Here is a 21,514-nt window from a genome sequence, read left to right as displayed (position 1 = left end):
AACTCCCCTCCTATTTACAAAAAATATGTTTTCCAATTTGTTTAATTTGTGGACGACTCCAAATCCATCCGTTTGTTGCTGTGTTTGGATTGAAATAATATAGCGCTCCGCTAGATGGATCCCACCCGTTTAACGCATCAAGTACCGCTTTGCGGGATGTTTCATTTGGAGTGAGCCAAATTTGTCCGTCTGCGACAGCTGTAAACGCTCCTGGTTCAAAAATGACGCCAGCTACTGTGTTTGGAAACGAAGGACTATTGATACGATTTAAAATGACTGCTGCAACAGCTACTTGGCCGATATACGGTTCACCCCGCGCTTCACCATGCACAGCGTTCGCCATCAGTTGTATATCATTTTGAGAAAAGCCATTTGGTACATTTACTGCAGCCGTTTTTACACGTTTTACAGCTGTTTGCTGAGGATTTGTCGTTTTGTTTGCTTGCTTATTTGTTGTTCTCGTTGCAGTTGCTTGATTTTTGGCTTTCGTTTGACGTACCTTGACTTGTTTGCTTAATGGAATGCCACCATAATGAGTAAACGTGTTTCCTTTTCTTAAATTGCTATGAACAAACGATTTGTAATATTTTGAGGCGCGTACTAATTTTTGCTTTGTCGTTTCTCCAACTAATCCGTCTACAGGCAACTTAAATTTGTATTGAAAGTTGCGTAACGCCCAATATGTTCGCCAACCAAACACCCCATCAATTTTCCCTCTATAAAAGCCGAGATATTGCAATCTTGCTTGTAGTTCAATGACATCATCACCGACAGCTCCGCGTTGAATGACTTGTTTAGAAAATGCATGTGCCTGCGATGTATAACTAAACGAAAAAATCAAAAATAAACAAATGAACCATTTGCGCATTGTGACTCCTCCCTTGATGTGTAAACAATACCTTTTAACGCTATTTTTTGTCACAATGACGTTTTTATACATGAGACAAACAAAACGGCATAATAAAAAGCCAAGCGTTACGCCTGACTTGATGATTGTGCGATCTCTATCGTCATTCCTTTTGCAAGTTTGACTTTTCGTAAAGCGAGCCACCATAAAAAAATCATAAAGGGGAGCATGTAGTATATCCAACGTTCTTGTGTTAATAAAATATAGTCATATATGCCATGAAATAAAAATGGGAGAAGGAAAGAAAACCATATATAATTTCTTTGTTTTTTAGGTAACCCAAATTTTGCTTTTCCTAAATAAAAACCCATAATAACACCAAACAATGCATGGCTTGACACAGGTAAAAGCGCGCGAGTAACTGCAAACTCTACCCCGTTTGCAAATAAATATAAAATATTTTCAAGCGTAGCAAACCCGAGTGATACACTCACTCCATAAACAATGCCATCATACGGTTCGTTAAATTCCCGATGATCATAAATGGCATAGTAAAATATAAACCATTTAAAAAACTCTTCCAATAAACTTGTTGATAAAAACGCCTCAACAAAAGGATTTGGTAACATATGTTCAATTTTTAATACGTGCTGGATAAACATAAGCGGAAAAACTAAAAATGCACCATATAAAAACATGCGCAAAACGAGTGATAACGGCTCGGTTTCGTATTCGTCTTTCAAATAAAAATAACTGAGCAACGCTAGTCCGGGAGCAATGCCCGCAGAAATAATAGCCCACATAAATTCTTCCTCGTTCCCAATTCTTTTCTTTTCATTTTGATGGTATCATGTTATTGTCAAATTGAAAATGCTATGAGGTGTATTTTTCATATACCAAATGGAAAGACGGAAATGTTTTTAGCAAGGGGGACTTACACATTGATTAAAATTGGAGTACCGTTAACGCTTGAACTAAAATATAGCGAGCAAATGGAGAAGTATAAGTGTAAAGTAGCTGAAATAGAAGAAGGAAAAATTTATATTGATTACCCAATTGATATGAGCACAAATCGCACAGCTTTTTTGTTAGACGGAACGCAATTAAAAGTCAGTTTTGTCGGCGAGGATGAAGCTGTTTATGCGTTTGAAGCGGAAGTGTTAGGTCGCACAAAACAAAACATTCCGTTGCTCATTTTATCATATCCAGGGGATCGACACCTTCTACGCATTCAACGTCGTCAGTTCGTACGTGTTGAAACGATTGTAGACGTTGCTGTTCATCCTCTCAATGATGAGTTTGCTCCATTTACGACAGTGACAAGCGACATAAGTGCAGGGGGAGCAGCGATTGTATTGCCACATCGCGAAACAGGGTTAAAACATGGGATGACAATTGAAATTTGGCTCGTGCTGCATATGCGTTCAGGGGATTATCATTATTTACGTTTTCCTGCACGCGTTGTTCGTATATTTGAAGAAAACGTCGTAAAAGCATCTTTGCAGTTTTTAGAAGTGAGCGATGTCGATCGGCTCACATTAATTCGTTACAGCTTTGAAAAACAGCTTGAGTTAAGAAAAAAAGAGCAGTTTGACGCATAAATCGATACGTTCTCTCTCATAATAAGATAAAAATGACAGAGAGGGAGAAACGAATGAAGACAGTGGAACGAATGTTATGGAAGCTAGCAATCATTCAATTTATTTTTTTGCTTATTGCTCAATTTGTTATTTCTCATTCGTCGTTGGCTCCTTATATTGTAAAAGTCGTTCATTACGAAGGTGTCATGAAAAATTCCGTATTAAAAACGATTGAAACATTCGACCAACGATAAGCGGTATGGTACAATATAAGAAGCAGGGGCGTTCCTGCTTTTTTGTTGAAAACAAACTGATTCACAGGAGGCATTATGGAAAAGAAACTTTCGATCGCGATTGACGGACCGGCGGCTGCTGGTAAAAGCACGGTCGCGAAACGATTAGCGGAAGCATTATCTTACGTTTATATTGATACAGGAGCGATGTATCGCGCCTTAACATATTGCGCTCTTCAGCGCGGAGTAGACGTTCATAACGAAAAACAATTAATGAATGTACTTCATGATACATATATTGAATTAAAGCCATCGCCAAGTGGACAGCTTGTGTTTGCGAATGGTGAAAATGTGACCGAAGCGATTCGAACGAATGATGTTACAAATAACGTATCGTATGTAGCGAAACATCCAGCTGTGCGCGAAGAAATGGTCAAACGTCAGCGAGAGTTAGGTCGACATGGCGGCGTGGTCATGGACGGTCGCGATATCGGCACACATGTGTTGCCACATGCTGAAGTGAAAATTTTTTTGCTTGCTTCTGTTGAAGAGCGAGCTAAACGGCGCCATGAAGAAAATGTAAAAAGGGGTATTCCGTCTGATTTCGAGCAACTAAAAGAAGAAATTGCTCGGCGTGACCAAATTGATTCTGAACGTGCGGTTGCTCCATTAAAAAAAGCAGAAGACGCCATTGAAATTGATACGACATCGTTATCGATTGATGAGGTTGTCGATCGTATTATGCGCATCGTTCAAGAAAGGGTGGAGGGGTAGTGAGTTTTTACACGTTTGCTCGTACAGTTGTAAAACAAGTGCTTACTCCGCTTTACCGTATTGAAGTAAGTGGGGTAGAGCATATCCCAAAAGAAGGTGCTGTCATGATTTGTGCCAATCATATTAGCAACTTAGATCCGCCTGTCGTCGGCATTACATGTCCGCGCCCAGTTCATTTTATGGCAAAAGAAGAACTGTTCCGCACACCTATTGTGAAACAACTCGTTTCACGTCTACATGCGTTCCCCGTTCGTCGTGGAATGGGCGACCGTGAGGCATTAAGAACAGGTTTAGCTTTATTGAAAGAAAAAAAAGTACTCGGATTATTTCCAGAAGGAACGCGAAGTAAAGATGGAAAATTGAAAAAAGGGCTGGCAGGAGCAGGATTTTTTGCGTTGCGTAGCGAAGCGGTTGTTGTGCCGTGTGCTATTATCGGTCCTTATCGTGTTGGGAAAAAGTTAAAAGTCGTATACGGTGCTCCAATTGATTTTGCGCCGTGGCGAGAAAGAAGAGCAAGTGCTGATGAAGTAACAGCCGTCATTATGGAACACATTCAACAACTTTTGCATAAACATCAATAGTTATGACTTGACAAAATGGATGTTTTAATACAGATTAGTAAAAAAGGAATTTTTTTCTGTGTGTCAAATGGACGAGCACATCGTTGTTCGCCCATTGAACATATATTTCTGTCGTCGAGCAGGTGTGGAGTGTAAGGAGGTATTCACTATGGAAGAGATGAATCAAGTTGATGTGCGTGTCTATGAAGTAGGCGACACAGTGAAAGGTCAAGTAACAAAAGTAGAAGACAAGCAAGTGCTTGTAGATGTCGAGGGAAGCAAGCTAGTTGGTATTATCCCAATTAGTGAGCTATCAAGCCTTCATATCGAGAAAGCAAGCGATGTACTTGCAGTCGGAGATGTAGTGATTGCACAAGTGAAAAAAGTAGAAGATGAAGCCCTTATTTTATCGAAAAAAGCTGCAGATGCAGAAAAAGCATGGGAAGATCTCGAGCGAAAACACGCAAATGGTGAAACGTTTGATGTGGTTGTAAAAGATATTGTAAAGGGTGGACTTGTGGCGGATGTTGGCGTCCGTGCATTCATTCCGGCTTCGCTTGTTGAAAAAGATTTTGTCGAGGATTTCACAGACTATAAAGGACGTACATTAACTGTGAAAGTTGTAGAGCTTGACCGTGCCAAAAATCGCGTTGTTTTATCACATCGCGCGGTTGTAGAAGAAGAACAATCATCGAAAAAGAAAGCCGTATTACAGTCGCTTCAAGTCGGTCAAGTGCTTGAAGGAACAGTGGTACGTATGGCCAACTTTGGCGTGTTTGTCAATATTGGCGACATTGATGGTCTTGTACATATCTCTCAACTTGCTCATACACGTGTAGATCATCCGTCAGACGTCGTAAACGAAGGCGATGTTGTAAAGGTGAAAGTGCTTGCGATTGATGAGGAAAGCGGACGCGTTTCTTTATCAATGAAAGCTGCACTTCCAGCTCCTTGGGACGGCATTGAACAAAAAATAAAAGAAGGCGACGTATTAGAAGGCACAGTCAAACGTTTAGCCCCATTCGGAGCGTTTGTCGAAGTGCTCCCAGGAGTCGAAGGCCTTGTTCATATTTCTCAAATTTCAACGAAACATATTGGCACGCCGCATGAAGTGTTAAAAGAAGGCGATGTCGTAAAAGTAAAAGTTCTTGCTGTCAGCGAACAAGAGAAACGATTATCATTAAGCATTCGAGAGTTGCTTGAAGATGATGTACAAGAAGATTATCGTGAATATACAACTTCAACAGAAACGACGACAGGATTTCAAATTGGCGAAGTAATTGGAGAGCAGTTAAAAAAATTAAAATAAAATGGTGATCGCAGTGGAACGTGCAAAACGAAAATTACAACATATTGAATACGCTCTTGTAACAGGACAACGTCGCTTGCACGGATTTGAAGATATTACATTTGTGCATAATAGCTTGCCGAATATATCCACTGCTCATATCGATCTACAAGCAAACATCGGCGAACTTTCATTACGTTCGCCGATTTTCATTAATGCGATGACAGGTGGCGGGGGCGACGAAACGACAAAAATTAACGAGCAGCTCGCCTATATTGCGAAGCAATGTGGCGTGGCTATGGCCGTTGGCTCACAAATGGCCGCTTTAAAAGATGAACGAGAGCGACAGTCGTTTACAATTATTCGAAAAGTCAATACACATGGCATTGTGTTCGCTAACTTAGGCAGCGAAGCAACGGTTGACGAGGCAAAGCGTGCCGTTGATATGATCGAAGCGAACGCACTTCAAATTCATTTAAATGTTGTTCAGGAATTAGTTATGCCTGAAGGGGATCGTAATTTTTGTGGAGCGCTTTCACGCATTGAACAAATTGTTTCTGCCGTCGATGTGCCTGTGATCGTCAAAGAAGTCGGATTTGGAATGAGCAAAGAGACGGCACGAGCGCTAGAAAATGTAGGTGTATGTGCTGTTGACGTCGGAGGCTTTGGAGGCACAAATTTTGCACAAATTGAAAATAAGCGGCGTGAAAAACAGCTTGCGTATTTTAACGAATGGGGAATAACGACGACAGCATCGATTGCGGAAGTGGCGTCCGAAGTGCAGCGTATAAGCATTATTGGAAGCGGAGGAGTACAAGATGCACTCGATGTGGCCAAATGTATTGCACTCGGTGCTTCTGCGGTAGGCATGGCAGGTTATATGTTGCGTATGTTAATCGAGCAAGGCATAGAGGCATTAATGGCCGAAATTCATCGTTTGCATGAAGACTTAACACTCATCATGACTGCACTTGGTACTGCAACGATTGCCGACTTACAGAAAGCACCCCTCGTTATTACAGGAAAAACGCATCATTGGTTGCGCGAACGCGGCGTCGAAACGACGCGTTATAGTCAGCGCTCATAAAAAGGTGTCCCGAAAAAAGACGGGGCACCTTTTTTGTGTAGATCGTTATGTTTCTATTTTTGTGCTCCCTTTAAAATTTTTCGCTGGATCACGATCTGATTCAACGCGACGTGATTGCTTTAACTTCTTCTCTTGGCGATCTTTCCCCATCTATATCCCTCCTTGTTTTTTATTTTGTCCGTTCTCTTTTTTTACATGCAGAGATTAAATTTTTAAAAATAAGACATAATGGAAAGTGGAGGTGTGACGGTGGAAGGAGGTTATTTTTATTGGATTTCCTGGTTTTTATGGATTGTTTACACATTTTTTGCCCCGAAAAATCGCGTTCGTCTATCGATTTGTCTATATGTTTTATTGTTAATTACATTATCTATTCATGAGGTAACCATTTTTTCGTTTCACATTTCACTTACTTACATACTTATGCTTATTGTTAGTTACTTTTTCGTAATGAAACAAAAGGGAGCGATATTCGTTTATTTTGCATTCGCAAGTGCAAGTTTGACCATGTTGTATGCCGCATTTCATTTTCTATTATTGTTCGACCCGATTTGGGTGTTTATTGAAGCGAGATGGTTACTAGCTTTCGCACTTTTGTTTGCATTGTCTGCCTTCTATCGCTCATTTTATGATCGCTTACTTGTGTTGACGGTCGGGTGTTGTCAAGGTGATTTTTTATATGCATTTGTGTTAAAGCAATTTTCTTTTCCTCATTTGATCGGTTCCCTTTCTTTTTTAGATGGCTGGGCGTTAGCAACAGCATGTTTATTTTTATGGAAATGGCTTGAACAATTACCTATGTATATCGATGGACGATTTCAAAAGCGGGTAAAGGAGGTTAAGACGTGAACGAATATACGTATCCGATTTTATTTGGCGTAACGATTGGTATATTAACGAGACTGTATTTATTAAAAACAGACTACCGTCAATATCCGACTTATTTACACGGGAAAATTATTCATATTGCTTTAGGGTTTATTGCAGCTGGGCTCGGAACGATTGCGGTCCCAGCTATTATGGAAAAAGAGTTTGCAGCCATTACATTTTTAGCATTAGCTGCCTCTCAGTTTCGCGATGTGCGCAACATGGAACGAAATACGTTAAATGAGCTTGATCAATATGAGCTCGTCCCGCGAGGCAAGACGTATATTGAAGGAATTGCGATCGTTTTTGAAGGGAGAAACTATTTAGTTATTTTTTCATCATTTTTAAGCACGTTTGCTTACTTAGTTTGGAATGTATGGCTTGGGCTTGTTGCGGCTGTCATTTCATTTATCGTTGCGCGTAAACTAATGTCTGGTAGTCGGCTTGGGGATATTGTCGAAGTGGAATACGTGAAGCCGCATTTTAAAGGAGCTGGATTGTATGTCGACAATATTTATATGATGAATATCGGGTTAGAAGCACGGCGCGAAGAAATTTTACGATACGGCATGGGATTTATTTTAAAACCGAAAAACTTTAACGCTCGCTCAACCATTGCAAATCTCGGACAGCGTCAAGCGATTTTGCATGATATTTCAACGGCGTTAGGTGTGTATCGCGATTCCGGCACACCAGCGCTTGTACCGCTTGCTAAGCGCGATTTGGATGATGGCCGAGTCGGCATTTTCATTTTACCTCAAGAAAAAGATGTCGAAAAAGCTAAAGCGATCATTCGTAACGTACCGACGTTAGAAAATGCGATTCGCATGCCAACGAAATCCGAAACGAATCGAGCAGGGAAGGTGTTAAGATGACTGTAGAAAAAATGATTTTAGCTGTCATTACGACGTCACCACATAAAGTGGCTGGCGGGATGACGTTCGTTTGTGAAAATGATGAAGAAATGCAGCGCATCGCAGCCAATTTAGAGGCGATTTTAGACGGCATTGCTCACGCATTAAGCGACGATTTGCTCATTATTGTGAAACATTGATTTTTTTGATAAAATGGGAAAGCTAGCCCCTTCAGTGGAAGGGCTTCTTTTTTGTTCGGGTTTCGAATTTTAGTGAAGGAGTGTGAGAATATGTCGAAACCAGTTGTAGCGATCGTTGGTCGTCCAAATGTTGGGAAATCGACGATTTTTAATCGTATTGTTGGGGAACGTATTTCGATTGTAGAAGATGTGCCGGGAGTGACACGTGACCGGATTTATAGTAGCGCAGAATGGTTAAATACAACGTTTAACATTATTGATACCGGTGGAATTGATATCGGTGATGAACCTTTATTAACGCAAATTCGTCAACAAGCTGAAATTGCAATTGACGAGGCGGACGTCATTATTTTTATGACGAATGGTCGTGACGGTGTCACAGCAGCGGACGAAGAAGTAGCGAAAATTTTATATCGCTCGAATAAACCAGTTGTTTTGGCTGTAAATAAAATTGACAATCCAGACATGCGTGAAAACATTTACGATTTTTATACGCTTGGATTCGGAGAGCCGATTCCGATTTCAGGTACGCATGGATTAGGAATCGGAGATTTGTTAGATGCAGTCGTTGCGCATTTTCCTAAGCGTGAAACGAAAGAATACGATGCCGATGTCATTAAGTTTTGTTTAATCGGTCGCCCGAATGTTGGGAAATCATCTCTTGTTAATGCAATTTTAGGAGAAGAACGGGTCATTGTTAGCGATATAGCAGGAACGACGCGGGATGCAATCGACACGACATTTAAGCGAGACGGACAAGAATATGTCATTATTGATACAGCGGGGATGCGCAAAAGAGGAAAAGTGTATGAGAGTACCGAAAAATATAGTGTGTTGCGTGCATTAAAAGCCATTGAGCGTTCTGATGTTGTGCTTGTCGTCATTAACGCCGAAGAAGGCATTATTGAACAAGATAAAAAAATTGCTGGATATGCACATGAAGCCGGCCGTGGTGTCGTCATTGTTGTGAATAAATGGGATGCGATTGAAAAAGATGAAAAGACAATGAATGAATTCGAGAAAAAAATTCGTGATCATTTCCAATTTCTTGATTATGCTCCCGTCGTATTCGTTTCTGCCAAAACGAAACAACGATTGCACAAGTTGCTACCGGTTATTCAAATGGTAAGCGAATATCATGCAATGCGCGTCCAAACGAACGTATTAAATGAAGTGCTTATGGATGCAATTGCGATGAATCCGACACCGACACATAACGGCCAACGATTAAAAATTTACTACATGACACAAGTTGCAGTAAAACCACCGACATTTGTCGTATTTGTCAACGATCCTGAACTTATGCATTTTTCGTATGAGCGATTTTTAGAAAACCGTATTCGTGATACGTTCGGATTTGAAGGAACGCCAATCAAAATCATTGCACGTCCGAAAAATTAAGGGGGTGACTAGATGGTTGCAGTATTAGGTGCAGGTAGTTGGGGCACGGCTTTGGCGATCGTTCTTGCTGATAATGGACACGACGTTCGACTTTGGGGACAGCGCCAAGAGCAAATTGATGAAATTAACGAAAAACATACGAATGAGAAATATTTACCGAATATTCATCTTCCTGAAACGATTGTCGGTTATGTAGATCTTGCCAAAGCACTGGAAGGGATTGAAACGGTCGTATTAGCTGTTCCGACAAAAGCGATTCGCGATGTGTTGCAGCGTGTTCGCGCGTGTAAAGAACAGCCGATTACGGTCGTTTCGGTTAGCAAAGGTATTGAACCAGATACAAATAAACGTATTTCAGAAATTATTGAAGAAGAAATGGGAGAACGGTTGCAAGATGTTGTCGTTTTATCAGGTCCAAGTCACGCCGAGGAAGTGAGTTTACGTCATCCGACAACGGTGACCGTATCATCGAAAAATATGGATGCAGCGGAGCGCATTCAAGATTTGTTTATGAATCACCAATATTTTCGCGTATATACAAACCCAGATTTAATCGGAGTAGAAATTGGCGGGGCATTAAAAAACATTATTGCATTAGCAGCAGGAATTACCGACGGACTCGGTTACGGGGATAATGCGAAAGCAGCGCTTATGACGCGCGGGCTTGCGGAAATGGCTCGCCTCGGTAGTCGACTTGGTGCCAACCCGCTTACGTTTGCCGGGTTGACAGGAATTGGTGATTTAATTGTCACATGTACAAGCGTCCATTCACGCAACTGGCGCGCAGGAAATATGCTTGGAAAAGGATATGCGCTTGATGATGTGCTAGCAAATATGGGAATGGTTGTTGAAGGTGTGCGAACGACAAAAGCTGCCTATCAGTTAGCGAAAAAAATGAATGTGGATATGCCGATTACAAATGCACTTTACGATGTATTATTTAACGGAAAAGATGTAAAAAGTGCAGTAGATTCGTTGATGGCTCGTGGAAAAACGTCAGAACTTGAAGATTTGGCAAACATTTCGCTATAATTTTCTTTGAAATGGGCATGTGAAGAGCGCTTTGTTATTTATATTGCATACAATGCTATGAAAACATTCTCAGACTTGAATGGATGGTGCATGTTTAGTCATCGTCTGAAGTAAAGACGCCCCGCTTTACTTCAGCTTTTTTATGCAGCCATTATTATAGAAAGTGAGGGAGAGAGATGTCGCCGGGTCTTTTAAAAATGTGGATTTCATTAACAGGAATTGGATTGATGTTTGTCTCTGTATTTTCGATTTATTTTAGTCGATATAAGGTAAAAAATAAGGTCATTAAAATCGTTTTAGCGACAATTGCATACATAAGTATGATTATCGCTGGTCTCATTATTGTATTTGTCGTATTTAGCGGACCGGTGCAAGAATAAAAGGATGGATGAATAATGAAAAAGTGGCTAATTTCTGCAATGGTCGTTGTCGTATCGATGATGTTATCTGGATGTTTATATCCACAAGAGCGATTAGCACAAAACCAAATTCCGTATAAAGAACAAGTCGAGCGTGTGCAACAAGCAGTAAATGAATATCGACAAGCGACAGGTGGTTTACTACCAATTAAAACACGTGATATGTCTACGCCAATTTATCAAAAATATCCGATTGATTTCAACATGCTTGTGCCACGATATATGGCAGAGCCGCCAGGAAATGCATTTGAAAGCGGTGGCGTATATCAATACGTTCTCGTTGATGTCGAAACAAATCCGACAGTGAAATTGCTCGATTTACGTGCCGCAGAGGCGATTCGTGATTTAAAATTGCGTATTCGTATGTATCAAGACGCCCATGGTTACCCGCCATTTAAAGACGTGTTGGCGAAAGGTGTATTTACGCTCGATTACAAGAAGCTTCGTTTAGATGCGCCTCCCCATGTCGTTAGCCCGTATTCCGGAAAAAACCTTCCTCTCATCATCGATGGCAAAGGGGAAATTTATATTGATTACCGTATTGATTTATACGAAAAACTGCAAACAGAAGCGCATCACTATCGGTATGGAGATGATATTCGCGACTTGCTTGTCAAGCATTCGCTTTTTGTACCTGCTTATTCCCTCCCTTATACGATTGATGAAAAGAAAAAAGAGCCAATTTTTCTTGTGAAATAAGTCATGATCCCTTCTCTAAACAAATACATTTTAGAGAAGGGATTTTTTTAGTCATAAACAAATAGGACAACAACATATGCATATAGTGTCCTCATATGTTTCAAATATAAGGGAGGGAAGGCAGTTGGAAAAGGTCGATCTTTTTAAAGATATTGCTGAACGAACAGGCGGAGATATTTATTTAGGAGTTGTCGGTGCTGTTCGAACAGGCAAATCGACATTTATTAAAAAGTTTATGGAACTTGTTGTCATTCCGAATATTCAAAACGAAGCAGATAAAGCGCGGGCACAAGATGAACTGCCACAAAGTGCAGCTGGAAAAACGATCATGACGACAGAGCCGAAGTTTGTTCCGAATCAAGCGGTAAAAGTGAAAGTAGACGATGGACTAGAAGTGAATATTCGTCTTGTAGATTGTGTCGGTTATACAGTCCAAGGGGCAAAAGGTTTTGAAGATGAAAACGGACCACGTATGATTCACACACCATGGTATGAAGAGCCGATTCCGTTTCAAGAAGCAGCCGAAATTGGCACGAGAAAAGTCATTCAAGAACATTCAACGATCGGCGTGGTCATTACAACGGATGGTTCGATTGGAGAAATTCCGCGCGAAAATTATATCGAAGCGGAAGAACGTGTCGTCAACGAATTAAAAGAAGTAGGTAAGCCGTTTATTATGATTATTAATACAGTACGTCCGCAACATCCAGAAACAGAAATGTTAAAGCAACAATTAAGCGAAAAATACGATATTCCGGTGTTAGCATTAAGTGTAGAAGGAATGCGTGAAACAGATGTATATCAAGTGCTCCGTGAGGCATTATATGAGTTTCCAGTATTAGAGGTGAACGTCAATTTACCAAACTGGGTTATGGTGTTGCGCGAAAATCATTGGTTGCGTGAAAGTTATCAAGATGCAGTGCGCGATACAGTAAAAGATATTAAGCGATTACGCGATGTCGACCGCGTCGTGCAACAATTTAGCGAATATGACTTTATTGATGAAGCTCGTTTAGCTGGTATTGAAATGGGGCAAGGCATTGCAGAAATTGATTTATACGCGCCGGACGAATTGTACGATCAAATTTTAAAAGAAGTTGTCGGTGTTGACATTCGCGGAAAAGATCATTTGCTGCAATTGATGCAAGATTTTGCTTATGCGAAAGCAGAATACGATCAAATCGCTGATGCGCTTCGCATGGTGAAACAAACAGGTTATGGTATCGCTGCTCCGTCACTTTCTGATATGAGCTTAGATGAACCGGAAATTATTCGCCAAGGCTCTCGTTTTGGTGTTCGACTAAAAGCCGTTGCCCCATCCATTCATATGATTAAAGTCGATGTGGAATCAGAGTTTGCACCAATTATTGGAACAGAAAAACAAAGTGAAGAGCTCGTCCGTTATTTGATGCAAGATTTTGAAGATGATCCTCTTTCCATTTGGAATTCTGATATTTTTGGCCGCTCGCTCAGTTCCATTGTTCGGGAAGGCATTCAAGCAAAGTTGGCGCTTATGCCTGAAAATGCCCGTTACAAACTAAAAGAAACGTTAGAGCGCATCATTAACGAAGGATCTGGTGGACTGATTGCCATTATATTATAAAAAGACTCCATTTGGGGTCTTTTTTGCTTTGAAACGAAAATTTTTTCTTGCAGTGAAAAAGAGCGATATGATAATCTTTATTCAGAAAATGTTAGACTCGTTGGAGAATAATAGGCAAATTGCATGATTTTGCTGAAAAAATGTTGAATTATGAGCAAGAATCAGTTAATATAAGGCATGTTAATGTATAGAAACAATAGAAAGTGTAAACAACTGAAAGTAATGTATAATACATACGCTTTGGGAGGAGGTGAATGGCATGAACAAAACGGAATTAATCAACGCGGTAGCTGAAGCAAGCGGCCTTTCTAAAAAAGATGCATCTAAAGCAGTTGATGCGGTTTTTGATGCGATTACAGAAGCGCTTAAAAACGGTGATAAAGTGCAATTAATCGGTTTTGGTAACTTCGAAGTGCGTGAGCGTGCGGCGCGCAAAGGACGCAACCCGCAAACAGGAGAAGAAATCGAAATTGCTGCAAGCAAAGTTCCTGCTTTCAAACCTGGGAAAGCGTTAAAAGATGCTGTAAAGTAAGAAATTACATACAGCCAAAGAGGTAGCCGGTTGCGAGCTACCTCTTCTTTTTTGCCTTTTTTCATCTTTATATGCTAGAATCGGATTACGTGAAGTTGAATGCTAGGAGGATGCAACAAATGAATGTAGAACAAATCGAACAGGCAGTCCGCTTAATTTTAGAAGCTATCGGTGAAGATCCAAATCGTGAAGGTTTACTTGATACGCCGAAGCGGGTAGCAAAAATGTATGCGGAAGTGTTTTCAGGTTTAAACGAAGATCCGAAAATACACTTACAAACGGTATTTAGTGAAGATCATGAAGAACTTGTCCTCGTCAAAGACATTCCATTTTATTCGATGTGTGAACATCATCTCGTTCCATTTTTCGGTGTTGCTCATGTTGCATACATTCCGCGTGGCGGCAAAGTGACAGGATTAAGCAAACTAGCAAGGACGGTCGAAACAGTCGCGCGACGTCCGCAGTTACAAGAGCGAATTACGGCAACCGTAGCTGACGCCATTATGGAGACGCTCGAACCACATGGAGTGATGGTTGTTGTAGAGGCTGAACATATGTGCATGACGATGCGTGGCGTGAAAAAACCAGGAGCGAAAACAGTTACAACGGCAGTACGTGGAACGCTAGAAACAGATGACAAAGCTCGCGCGGAAATATTAGCGCTTATTAAATAGGAGGGGTTATTACGATGCAAGGCGATTATGTTGTAATTAAAGCGTTAGAAGACGGAGTGAATGTCATCGGGTTGACGCGTGGTTCGGATACGCGTTTCCATCATTCTGAAAAGCTTGATCAAGGGGAAGTGCTTATTGCCCAATTTACAGAGCATACATCAGCGATTAAAGTGCGTGGAAAAGCACTTATTCAAACGCAACATGGCGAAATCCAGTCTGATGCGAAAAATCATCGTTAACGTGAAGAAGGTTTATGATATAATAAAGTTTGAGTTTTTGGGAAGCAAGGGTGATGAGTCATGGATATACAACAGCAAATCGAACAAGTAAAGACGCGCATTCAACAGGCAATTGCCCATTCGTATGTAGATCGCTATATACAACCACGCATCATAGATGAAGATCGCATATCGTTTGCTCTTTATATGTTACGTTCCGCTCAAGTGGAAGAAAACATCGCACTCGATTACGTGTTTGCCATGATGTTAATTCAACTCGCCCTTGACACCCATGATGAAGTAGATGAGCAACAAATGATGCAACAAAGGCAATTAACGGTGCTTGCCGGAGATTTATATAGTGGATTGTACTACGAATTTTTAGCGCGACGACATGACATTTCACTCATTCGTCGCTTTGCCGAAGCGATTAAAGAGATCAATATACAAAAAATTCGCCTGCAGCAACTGTCGTCGAATGATCTTGAACGCTTTCATTGCATCGCTGTTATTGAATCCGCTTTGCTTCGTCAGCTTGCGGAACATGTGCATGCTCATGAGTGGGGAGAATTAGCGTATTACTTGTTCTCGTTAAAACGTGTTCATCGTGATGGAGCGAAATCGACAGCGTTAATAGATTATATCGATCACTGTCAGCGAAAATTGCAAGATCTTCTCCCGTTTCATGTGCACGAAGAAGTAAAAGAGCGATTCTCTCATCTCCTCGTTTGATTTCAGTTGAAAGAAGGGGATTTTTATGCAACAGTCGAAAGAAGAACGTGTGCATCGTGTATTTGAAAAAATTTCTGATCATTACGATCGGATGAATTCAGTCATTAGTTTTAAACGTCATGTCGCATGGCGAAAAGATACGATGAAACGAATGAATGTACAAAAGGGAGCGAAAGCGCTCGATGTATGTTGCGGAACGGCAGATTGGACAATCGCGTTAGCCGAAGCCGTTGGACCTAGCGGTGAAGTGTATGGGCTTGATTTTAGTCGCAATATGTTAAAAGTTGGGGAAGAAAAAGTAAAAGAGCACGGTTTTCAACACGTTATGCTTGTCCATGGTAATGCGATGAGTTTACCGTTTCCTGATGATACGTTCGACTATGTGACGATCGGCTTTGGATTGCGTAACGTTCCTGACTATATGACGGTATTAAAAGAAATGTATCGTGTAGCAAAGCCAGGCGGAAAAGTCGTTTGTCTAGAAACGTCACAGCCAACGCTTATCGGTTTTCGGCAACTGTACTATGCCTATTTTCGCTATATTATGCCCTTTTTTGGGAAAATTTTCGCGAAAAGTTATGAAGAATACTCGTGGTTACAAGAGTCAGCACGCGAATTTCCGGGAATGGATGAGTTAGCGAATATGTTTCGTCAAGCCGGTTTCGTGGACGTACAAGTGAAACCGTATACGTTTGGAGTGGCAGCGATGCATCTCGGACATAAACCTGATAGACGTTAAGGTGAATAGTGATGAAACTAAAAGCGATGTATTCGTTTTTGAATGGAGATTTAAACCGAATCGAAGAACAATTAAAAATAACGGTGCAAACGTCCGATCCGCTCGTCAACGAAGCATCGTTACATTTGCTCGAAGCGGGAGGAAAGCGCATTCGTCCGGTGTTTGTTTTGCTTGGCGGACAATTTGGTACGTATCATTTTGAGAAGATGAAGCGGGTAGCTGTTGCTCTTGAACTCATTCATATGGCTTCCCTTGTCCATGATGATGTGATTGATGGGGCGATGTTGCGACGTGGAAAGGAGACGATTCAAGCGAAATGGGGCGATCGATTCGCCATGTACGTTGGTGACTATTTGTTTGCCCGAGCGCTTGAGCAAATGTGTGAAATCGATGATCCAGTCGCTCATCACATTTTAGCAAACACCATTGTTGAAGTATGTCGAGGAGAAATTGAACAAATTAGCGACAAATACCGATTTGATCAAAATTTACGTCGTTATTTGCAACGAATTAAGAGAAAAACCGCGTTGCTCATTGCAGCAAGTTGCCAACTCGGCGCTGTCGTGGCAGGAGCGCCTGAAGCTGTCCATAAAAAGTTGTATTGGTTCGGTTATTACGTCGGTATGTCGTTTCAAATTACAGATGATATTCTTGATTTTATTGGGACAGAAAAGCAACTCGGTAAGCCAGCAGGCAGCGATTTATCGCAAGGTCATGTAACGCTCCCTGTTTTGTATGCCATGAGGGAACGAACATTGAAAGAACAAATTATGAAAGTAAACGAACATACGACAAATCTTGAAATGGCAAATGTCATTGATCGCATTAAGCAAACAAATGCAATCGAAAAGTCGTATGAGCTCGGGGATCGCTATTTGCAAAAAGCGCTTGATACGTTACAAAAATTGCCGCGCAATCGCGCTTGGACAGCACTTTATAACATTGCGAAATATATCGGAAAGCGAAAATATTAAAAGAAAAATTAAAACGTTTTCATGGCGAATATTGCTAACTTGCATACAAAATGGTATAATTGCGGAGGAGTCAATTCCAATACATAACGTATCAGGGGTGGAGAATTCGTCATGGAAAGAACATTTCTAATGGTCAAACCAGATGGGGTACAGCGCGGTGTCATCGGTGACATCGTTGCTCGCTTTGAGCGCAAAGGTTTTCAGCTTGTCGGAGCAAAGTTGATGCGAGTATCGCGTGAACTTGCTGAACAACATTATGCAGAACATAAAGAGCGTCCTTTTTTCGGTGAGCTCGTTGAATTTATTACGTCCGGTCCAGTATTTGCGATGGTATGGGAAGGCGAGAACGTTATCGCAACAGCTCGTCAAATGATGGGAAAAACAAACCCACAAGAAGCGTTACCAGGCACTATTCGCGGTGATTTCGGCTTAACTGTCGGAAAAAATATCATTCACGGTTCTGACTCAAAAGAGAGCGCTGCGCGCGAAATTCAACTATTTTTCAAAGAAGAAGAACTCGTTTCTTACAACAAGCTAATGAACGAGTGGATATACTAAAAAGGTAGGCGCATGCCTATCTTTATTTTTTTATTCCTGTTTTTTCACATTTTCGTTATACTGTATGTATGAAAGAAAAGGAAGAGGAGTTTTTAGAATGAGTGATTATCAACAATTTATTGCAAACGTGAAACGAAAAACAGGTATTGATTTAGCGTTATATAAAGAAGCGCAAATGAAACGGCGCTTAACTTCTCTTTATGAAAAGAAAGGATTTAAAAATTTTGATGAATTTTTTCGGGCAATGAATCATGATCAAGCGTTGTTTCATGAGTTTTTAGATCGCATGACGATTAACGTATCTGAATTTTTCCGAAATGCAAAACGATGGGAAGTGCTAGAGAAAAAAATTATTCCGAAACTTCTTGAAAAAAATAAACGATTGAAAGTTTGGAGTGCCGCTTGCTCAACTGGGGAAGAGCCATATACGTTAGCGATTATTTTGTCTAAATTTATGCCATTATCGCAAGTGAGTGTATTAGCGACAGACATTGATGATAACGCCATGGCTCGCGCGAAGCTTGGCATTTATATGGAACGTTCTCTTCAAGAAGTGCCAGAAGATGTGAAGAAAAAATTTTTTGTTAAAGAAGGGGCTCACTATAAAATTATCGATGATATTAAACGAGCGGTCACGTTTAAAAAGCATAATTTGCTTGCCGATCCGTTTGATACAAACTTCGACTTAATTGTTTGTCGCAACGTGCTTATTTATTTTACAGAAGAAGCAAAACATGAGTTGTACTTAAAATTTAATCGCGCTCTTCGACCTGGAGGAATATTTTTCGTCGGTAGCACGGAACAAATTTTTAATCCGGCGGCATACGGTTTTGAAGTGGAAGATACATTTTTTTATCGAAAAATGTAGTTGCGACCGCACTTGGTCGCTTTCTGTGCAATTAAGGGGTTACGTCCACCAAAAAAATGTGCTATATTCATACATAATCGCTTTAAAGAGATGAAGGGAGAGAGGGAATTGCGATACTTAACAGCTGGTGAATCTCACGGTCCACAATTAACAACAATTATTGAAGGTGTTCCGGCCGGATTGACGCTTTTGGCGGAGCATATTAACGAAGATTTAGCGCGTCGCCAAAAAGGATATGGTCGCGGACGACGCATGCAAATTGAAAAAGACGAAGTAAAGATTTTAAGCGGTGTTCGTCACGGGAAAACGCTCGGTTCTCCGATTACGCTCGTTGTTGAAAATCGCGATTGGAAACATTGGACGAACATTATGGGGATCGAACCGCTCGCTAGTGATACAGAAGAAGTGAAACGAAAAGTGACGCGCCCACGTCCAGGACACGCTGACTTAAACGGGGCGATCAAGTATGGTCATCGTGATATGCGCAACGTATTAGAGCGTTCTTCGGCGCGTGAAACAACGGTGCGCGTAGCAGCTGGAGCGGTAGCGAAGCGCATTTTATCGGAATTAGGTATTCGCATCGCAAGCCACGTCGTTGAAATTGGAGGAGTAAAGGCGGAACATACCGCGTATACATCGCTTGAGGAGTTGCAACGAGTGACAGAACAATCTCCTGTTCGTTGTTTTGATGCGGAAGCGGAAAAAAAGATGATGGCCGCAATTGATGAAGCGAAAGAAAAAGGCGACTCGATTGGTGGAATTGTTGAAGTCATTGTTGAAGGTGTTCCGGTTGGCGTAGGGAGCTATGTTCATTATGATCGGAAGTTAGATGCAAAAATTGCTGCTGCGATTGTTAGCATCAATGCCTTTAAAGGCGTTGAGTTTGGTATCGGATTTGAAGCTGCACGTCGCTTTGGCAGCGAAGTGCACGATGAAATTATATGGAGCAAAGAAATGGGATATACGCGCAAAACGAACCGACTTGGCGGATTTGAAGGCGGGATGACGACGGGCATGCCGATCGTTGTTCGCGGAGTCATGAAGCCGATTCCGACATTATATAAACCGCTCATGAGTGTTGATATTGAAACGAAAGAACCGTTTGCAGCAAGCATTGAACGTTCAGATAGTTGCGCAGTTCCAGCTGCAAGCGTTGTTGCGGAAGCCGTTGTAGCATGGGAAGTTGCAAATGCCATTGTCGAACAATTTGGACAAGATCGCATCGATCTCATTATAGAGAATGTGGAAAACATGCGCCGGTACGCAAAGGAGTTTTAATGATGAAACGCATTCACATCGCTACGTCGTCGAAACAATATGAAGTTGTCATTGGGAATGAATTATTGCATATGATAGATCGCATGATTGATCGTATTTGTCCACATGTGACAGCTGTCCTTATCATTACAGATGAAACAGTCGCTTCGCTTTACTTAGCCGATGTGCAACAAGCTCTTCGACAAACATATGACCGTGTGTATACGCATATTATTCCAAGTGGAGAAGAAGCGAAGTCATTTGAACAGTTTTACGCGTGTCATACAGCAGCGTTAACAAACCGTCTCGATCGTGATTCATTAATCATTGCGCTTGGCGGAGGGGTCGTTGGAGATCTAGCAGGTTTTGTCGCAGCGACATATATGCGTGGCATTCGATTCGTTCAAGTGCCGACGACGTTACTAGCGCATGACAGTGCTGTTGGTGGGAAAACGGCTATTAACCATCCGCTCGGAAAAAATATGATTGGCGCTTTTTATCAGCCTGAACTCGTTTTTTACGATATTTCTTTGCTTCATACGCTTCCAGAACAGGAAATGCGGTCAGGTTTTGCGGAAATTATTAAACACTCTTTAATTTATGATCGTGTTTTTTTCGGCTGGTTACAAGCGAATGTGCAAAAGCTCGATGATTTGCATGGTGACCGTTTGCAATACGCGATTCAAAAAGGAATTGAAATTAAAGCCGCTATTGTCGCCAAAGATGAAAAAGAGCACGGTGTTCGCGCTCATTTAAACTTCGGTCATACGCTCGGTCATGCGCTAGAGAGTGAACTTGGTTATGGGGTGATGACGCATGGAGATGCGGTTGCTCTTGGTATGCTATTTGCCATTTTTGTAAGCGAACATTTTTACAAACAACCGCTTTTTTATTCATCTTTTCGAACGCTGTTTAAACATTACGGGTTTCCAACATCCCTTCCATCGCACGTATCGCCCGAACGGTTGCTCGAAAAAATGAAAAAAGATAAGAAAGCGAAAGATCAAACGGTGCGTATGGTGTTAATGAAAGAGATTGGAACGGTATGTGTAGAGCGTATAGACGATGAGCAATTATTGAGATGGTTATACGTGTTTGCCGAAGAAGGAGGGGAAAAATGTGATTCGAGCGATTCGCGGGGCAACGACTGTGAGCGATAACGATGAACGAGAAATTATAGATGAAACGAAGCGATTGTTAACGGAAATGATACAGCAAAACGATGTGAAAGCAGAAGACGTCGTATCGGTACTCATTTCGATGACCGATGATTTAAACGCTACGTTTCCAGCAAAAGCGTTGCGTCATCTGGACGGCTGGACGTATGTGCCCGTCATGTGTATGCGTGAAATTAACGTTCCACACGCGTTACCAAAATGTATTCGCGTCATGATGACCGTACATACAAATCGAACGCAACAAGATATGCATCACGTATATTTACGCGATGCTATCCAACTTCGCCCAGATTTAAAGTTGACAAAAAAGTCAGACATATAATATGATGGTTTATAAGTT

At 41.3% G+C, this 21,514-nt stretch carries 28 protein-coding genes; 25 read left to right on the top strand and 3 right to left on the bottom strand.

The annotated features are described in order from the left end of the window. Positions 1-10 precede the first annotated feature (10 nt). Entirely contained in the window at positions 11-868 is an 858-nt protein-coding gene (gene sleB, locus ASC42_RS04040; protein ID WP_425339067.1) for a spore cortex-lytic enzyme, read from the bottom strand. Between the two features lie 107 nt (positions 869-975). Then, on the bottom strand, positions 976-1,650 hold the full coding sequence (gene prsW / locus ASC42_RS04035) for a glutamic-type intramembrane protease PrsW (RefSeq protein WP_055440664.1): 675 nt from the start codon (positions 1,648-1,650) through the stop codon (positions 976-978). 138 nt (positions 1,651-1,788) lie between these two features. On the opposite strand from prsW, the gene ASC42_RS04030 reads away from it, so the two are divergent. From ASC42_RS04030 to fni, 6 genes are all read left to right on the top strand, one after another. Further along, positions 1,789-2,448 (top strand): flagellar brake protein, encoded by a 660-nt coding sequence (locus ASC42_RS04030; protein WP_055440663.1) that lies wholly within the window; start codon positions 1,789-1,791, stop codon positions 2,446-2,448. A 53-nt stretch (positions 2,449-2,501) separates the two neighbouring features. Further along, positions 2,502-2,681 carry a YpfB family protein gene (locus ASC42_RS04025; RefSeq protein WP_055440662.1) on the top strand — a complete coding sequence of 60 codons (180 nt, stop codon included), beginning with the start codon at positions 2,502-2,504 and terminating at the stop codon, positions 2,679-2,681. A 75-nt stretch (positions 2,682-2,756) separates the two neighbouring features. Continuing rightward, complete coding sequence (cmk, locus tag ASC42_RS04020; RefSeq protein ID WP_055440661.1) at positions 2,757-3,434, top strand: (d)CMP kinase; 678 nt, start codon at positions 2,757-2,759, stop codon at positions 3,432-3,434. Continuing rightward, positions 3,434-4,015: a lysophospholipid acyltransferase family protein gene (locus ASC42_RS04015; protein WP_055440660.1), complete on the top strand. Its 582-nt coding sequence runs from the start codon at positions 3,434-3,436 to the stop codon at positions 4,013-4,015. The genes cmk and ASC42_RS04015 overlap by 1 nt, the downstream gene beginning before the upstream one ends. Positions 4,016-4,163: 148 nt before the next feature. Continuing rightward, positions 4,164-5,303 (top strand): 30S ribosomal protein S1, encoded by a 1,140-nt coding sequence (gene rpsA, locus ASC42_RS04010; protein WP_055440659.1) that lies wholly within the window; start codon positions 4,164-4,166, stop codon positions 5,301-5,303. A 13-nt stretch (positions 5,304-5,316) separates the two neighbouring features. Continuing rightward, positions 5,317-6,369 (top strand): type 2 isopentenyl-diphosphate Delta-isomerase, encoded by a 1,053-nt coding sequence (gene fni, locus ASC42_RS04005; protein WP_055440735.1) that lies wholly within the window; start codon positions 5,317-5,319, stop codon positions 6,367-6,369. 45 nt (positions 6,370-6,414) lie between these two features. Here the strand turns inward: fni and ASC42_RS13630 are convergent, their stop codons facing one another. After that, positions 6,415-6,519, bottom strand: a complete 105-nt coding sequence (locus ASC42_RS13630) for a YpzI family protein (RefSeq protein ID WP_072242658.1) — start codon at positions 6,517-6,519, stop codon at positions 6,415-6,417. A 99-nt stretch (positions 6,520-6,618) separates the two neighbouring features. Between ASC42_RS13630 and ASC42_RS04000 the strand changes: the two genes are divergently transcribed. The 19 genes from ASC42_RS04000 to aroH all read left to right on the top strand — a co-directional run bounded on the left by ASC42_RS04000 (position 6,619) and on the right by aroH (position 21,496). Continuing rightward, a complete protein-coding gene (locus ASC42_RS04000) occupies positions 6,619-7,218 on the top strand; it encodes a YphA family membrane protein (protein ID WP_055440658.1) in 600 nt (199 codons plus the stop codon). Continuing rightward, on the top strand, positions 7,215-8,111 hold the full coding sequence (locus ASC42_RS03995; RefSeq protein WP_055440657.1) for a YIEGIA family protein: 897 nt from the start codon (positions 7,215-7,217) through the stop codon (positions 8,109-8,111). Before ASC42_RS04000 ends, ASC42_RS03995 begins: the two co-directional genes overlap by 4 nt. Beyond that, the gene (locus tag ASC42_RS03990; protein WP_032099896.1) at positions 8,108-8,290 is read left to right on the top strand and encodes a capping complex subunit for YIEGIA; all 183 of its coding nucleotides are present in this window, start codon (positions 8,108-8,110) and stop codon (positions 8,288-8,290) included. The genes ASC42_RS03995 and ASC42_RS03990 overlap by 4 nt, the downstream gene beginning before the upstream one ends. 90 nt (positions 8,291-8,380) lie before the next feature. Next, on the top strand, positions 8,381-9,691 hold the full coding sequence (gene der, locus ASC42_RS03985) for a ribosome biogenesis GTPase Der (RefSeq protein WP_055440656.1): 1,311 nt from the start codon (positions 8,381-8,383) through the stop codon (positions 9,689-9,691). A 12-nt stretch (positions 9,692-9,703) separates the two neighbouring features. Next, complete coding sequence (locus tag ASC42_RS03980; protein ID WP_055440655.1) at positions 9,704-10,723, top strand: NAD(P)H-dependent glycerol-3-phosphate dehydrogenase; 1,020 nt, start codon at positions 9,704-9,706, stop codon at positions 10,721-10,723. A 176-nt stretch (positions 10,724-10,899) separates the two neighbouring features. Next, a complete protein-coding gene (locus ASC42_RS03975) occupies positions 10,900-11,103 on the top strand; it encodes a DUF2768 domain-containing protein (RefSeq protein ID WP_032099893.1) in 204 nt (67 codons plus the stop codon). 15 nt (positions 11,104-11,118) lie between these two features. Then, on the top strand, positions 11,119-11,841 hold the full coding sequence (locus tag ASC42_RS03970) for a hypothetical protein (RefSeq protein WP_055440654.1): 723 nt from the start codon (positions 11,119-11,121) through the stop codon (positions 11,839-11,841). Positions 11,842-11,965: 124 nt separating this feature from the next. Then, the gene (gene spoIVA / locus ASC42_RS03965) at positions 11,966-13,444 is read left to right on the top strand and encodes a stage IV sporulation protein A (protein WP_055440653.1); all 1,479 of its coding nucleotides are present in this window, start codon (positions 11,966-11,968) and stop codon (positions 13,442-13,444) included. A 259-nt stretch (positions 13,445-13,703) separates the two neighbouring features. Beyond that, a complete protein-coding gene (locus ASC42_RS03960) occupies positions 13,704-13,976 on the top strand; it encodes an HU family DNA-binding protein (RefSeq protein ID WP_003394524.1) in 273 nt (90 codons plus the stop codon). 110 nt (positions 13,977-14,086) lie between these two features. After that, positions 14,087-14,650, top strand: a complete 564-nt coding sequence (folE, locus tag ASC42_RS03955; RefSeq protein WP_032099890.1) for a GTP cyclohydrolase I FolE — start codon at positions 14,087-14,089, stop codon at positions 14,648-14,650. Between the two features lie 14 nt (positions 14,651-14,664). Continuing rightward, complete coding sequence (gene mtrB, locus ASC42_RS03950; protein ID WP_003394526.1) at positions 14,665-14,889, top strand: trp RNA-binding attenuation protein MtrB; 225 nt, start codon at positions 14,665-14,667, stop codon at positions 14,887-14,889. Between the two features lie 60 nt (positions 14,890-14,949). Beyond that, a complete protein-coding gene (locus ASC42_RS03945; RefSeq protein ID WP_055440652.1) occupies positions 14,950-15,600 on the top strand; it encodes a heptaprenyl diphosphate synthase component 1 in 651 nt (216 codons plus the stop codon). Positions 15,601-15,625: 25 nt separating this feature from the next. Next, positions 15,626-16,339, top strand: coding sequence for a demethylmenaquinone methyltransferase (locus tag ASC42_RS03940; protein WP_055440651.1), 714 nt, complete (start codon positions 15,626-15,628; stop codon positions 16,337-16,339). A gap of 11 nt (positions 16,340-16,350) precedes the next feature. Further along, positions 16,351-17,313 carry a heptaprenyl diphosphate synthase component II gene (gene hepT / locus ASC42_RS03935; protein ID WP_055440650.1) on the top strand — a complete coding sequence of 321 codons (963 nt, stop codon included), beginning with the start codon at positions 16,351-16,353 and terminating at the stop codon, positions 17,311-17,313. Between the two features lie 111 nt (positions 17,314-17,424). Continuing rightward, a complete protein-coding gene (ndk, locus tag ASC42_RS03930) occupies positions 17,425-17,871 on the top strand; it encodes a nucleoside-diphosphate kinase (protein WP_055440649.1) in 447 nt (148 codons plus the stop codon). A 97-nt stretch (positions 17,872-17,968) separates the two neighbouring features. After that, complete coding sequence (locus ASC42_RS03925) at positions 17,969-18,739, top strand: CheR family methyltransferase (protein WP_055440648.1); 771 nt, start codon at positions 17,969-17,971, stop codon at positions 18,737-18,739. A 108-nt stretch (positions 18,740-18,847) separates the two neighbouring features. Beyond that, entirely contained in the window at positions 18,848-20,017 is a 1,170-nt protein-coding gene (gene aroC / locus ASC42_RS03920) for a chorismate synthase (protein WP_055440647.1), read from the top strand. After that, on the top strand, positions 20,017-21,156 hold the full coding sequence (gene aroB / locus ASC42_RS03915; RefSeq protein WP_055440646.1) for a 3-dehydroquinate synthase: 1,140 nt from the start codon (positions 20,017-20,019) through the stop codon (positions 21,154-21,156). The genes aroC and aroB overlap by 1 nt, the downstream gene beginning before the upstream one ends. Then, entirely contained in the window at positions 21,116-21,496 is a 381-nt protein-coding gene (aroH, locus tag ASC42_RS03910; protein ID WP_032099881.1) for a chorismate mutase, read from the top strand. Before aroB ends, aroH begins: the two co-directional genes overlap by 41 nt. The last annotated feature ends 18 nt before the right edge of the window (positions 21,497-21,514 follow it).

It is taken from the genome of Anoxybacillus suryakundensis (genome assembly GCF_001418025.1).
Taxonomy (GTDB): domain Bacteria; phylum Bacillota; class Bacilli; order Bacillales; family Anoxybacillaceae; genus Anoxybacillus; species Anoxybacillus tengchongensis.
This window is presented reverse-complemented; position numbering and strand designations above follow the sequence as displayed.

What these genes read in the sequence shown, in the direction of transcription:
- sleB (WP_425339067.1), bottom strand. Translation starts at nt 868, where the DNA reads ATGCGCAAATGGTTCATTTGTTTATTTTTGATTTTTTCGTTTAGTTAT.
- prsW (WP_055440664.1), bottom strand. Translation starts at nt 1,650, where the DNA reads ATGTGGGCTATTATTTCTGCGGGCATTGCTCCCGGACTAGCGTTGCTC.
- ASC42_RS04025 (WP_055440662.1), top strand. Translation starts at nt 2,502, where the DNA reads ATGAAGACAGTGGAACGAATGTTATGGAAGCTAGCAATCATTCAATTT.
- cmk (WP_055440661.1), top strand. Translation starts at nt 2,757, where the DNA reads ATGGAAAAGAAACTTTCGATCGCGATTGACGGACCGGCGGCTGCTGGT.
- rpsA (WP_055440659.1), top strand. Translation starts at nt 4,164, where the DNA reads ATGGAAGAGATGAATCAAGTTGATGTGCGTGTCTATGAAGTAGGCGAC.
- ASC42_RS13630 (WP_072242658.1), bottom strand. Translation starts at nt 6,519, where the DNA reads ATGGGGAAAGATCGCCAAGAGAAGAAGTTAAAGCAATCACGTCGCGTT.
- ASC42_RS03990 (WP_032099896.1), top strand. Translation starts at nt 8,108, where the DNA reads ATGACTGTAGAAAAAATGATTTTAGCTGTCATTACGACGTCACCACAT.
- der (WP_055440656.1), top strand. Translation starts at nt 8,381, where the DNA reads ATGTCGAAACCAGTTGTAGCGATCGTTGGTCGTCCAAATGTTGGGAAA.
- ASC42_RS03980 (WP_055440655.1), top strand. Translation starts at nt 9,704, where the DNA reads ATGGTTGCAGTATTAGGTGCAGGTAGTTGGGGCACGGCTTTGGCGATC.
- ASC42_RS03975 (WP_032099893.1), top strand. Translation starts at nt 10,900, where the DNA reads ATGTCGCCGGGTCTTTTAAAAATGTGGATTTCATTAACAGGAATTGGA.
- ASC42_RS03970 (WP_055440654.1), top strand. Translation starts at nt 11,119, where the DNA reads ATGAAAAAGTGGCTAATTTCTGCAATGGTCGTTGTCGTATCGATGATG.
- ASC42_RS03960 (WP_003394524.1), top strand. Translation starts at nt 13,704, where the DNA reads ATGAACAAAACGGAATTAATCAACGCGGTAGCTGAAGCAAGCGGCCTT.
- folE (WP_032099890.1), top strand. Translation starts at nt 14,087, where the DNA reads ATGCAACAAATGAATGTAGAACAAATCGAACAGGCAGTCCGCTTAATT.
- mtrB (WP_003394526.1), top strand. Translation starts at nt 14,665, where the DNA reads ATGCAAGGCGATTATGTTGTAATTAAAGCGTTAGAAGACGGAGTGAAT.
- ASC42_RS03945 (WP_055440652.1), top strand. Translation starts at nt 14,950, where the DNA reads ATGGATATACAACAGCAAATCGAACAAGTAAAGACGCGCATTCAACAG.
- ASC42_RS03940 (WP_055440651.1), top strand. Translation starts at nt 15,626, where the DNA reads ATGCAACAGTCGAAAGAAGAACGTGTGCATCGTGTATTTGAAAAAATT.
- hepT (WP_055440650.1), top strand. Translation starts at nt 16,351, where the DNA reads ATGAAACTAAAAGCGATGTATTCGTTTTTGAATGGAGATTTAAACCGA.
- ndk (WP_055440649.1), top strand. Translation starts at nt 17,425, where the DNA reads ATGGAAAGAACATTTCTAATGGTCAAACCAGATGGGGTACAGCGCGGT.
- ASC42_RS03925 (WP_055440648.1), top strand. Translation starts at nt 17,969, where the DNA reads ATGAGTGATTATCAACAATTTATTGCAAACGTGAAACGAAAAACAGGT.
- aroB (WP_055440646.1), top strand. Translation starts at nt 20,017, where the DNA reads ATGATGAAACGCATTCACATCGCTACGTCGTCGAAACAATATGAAGTT.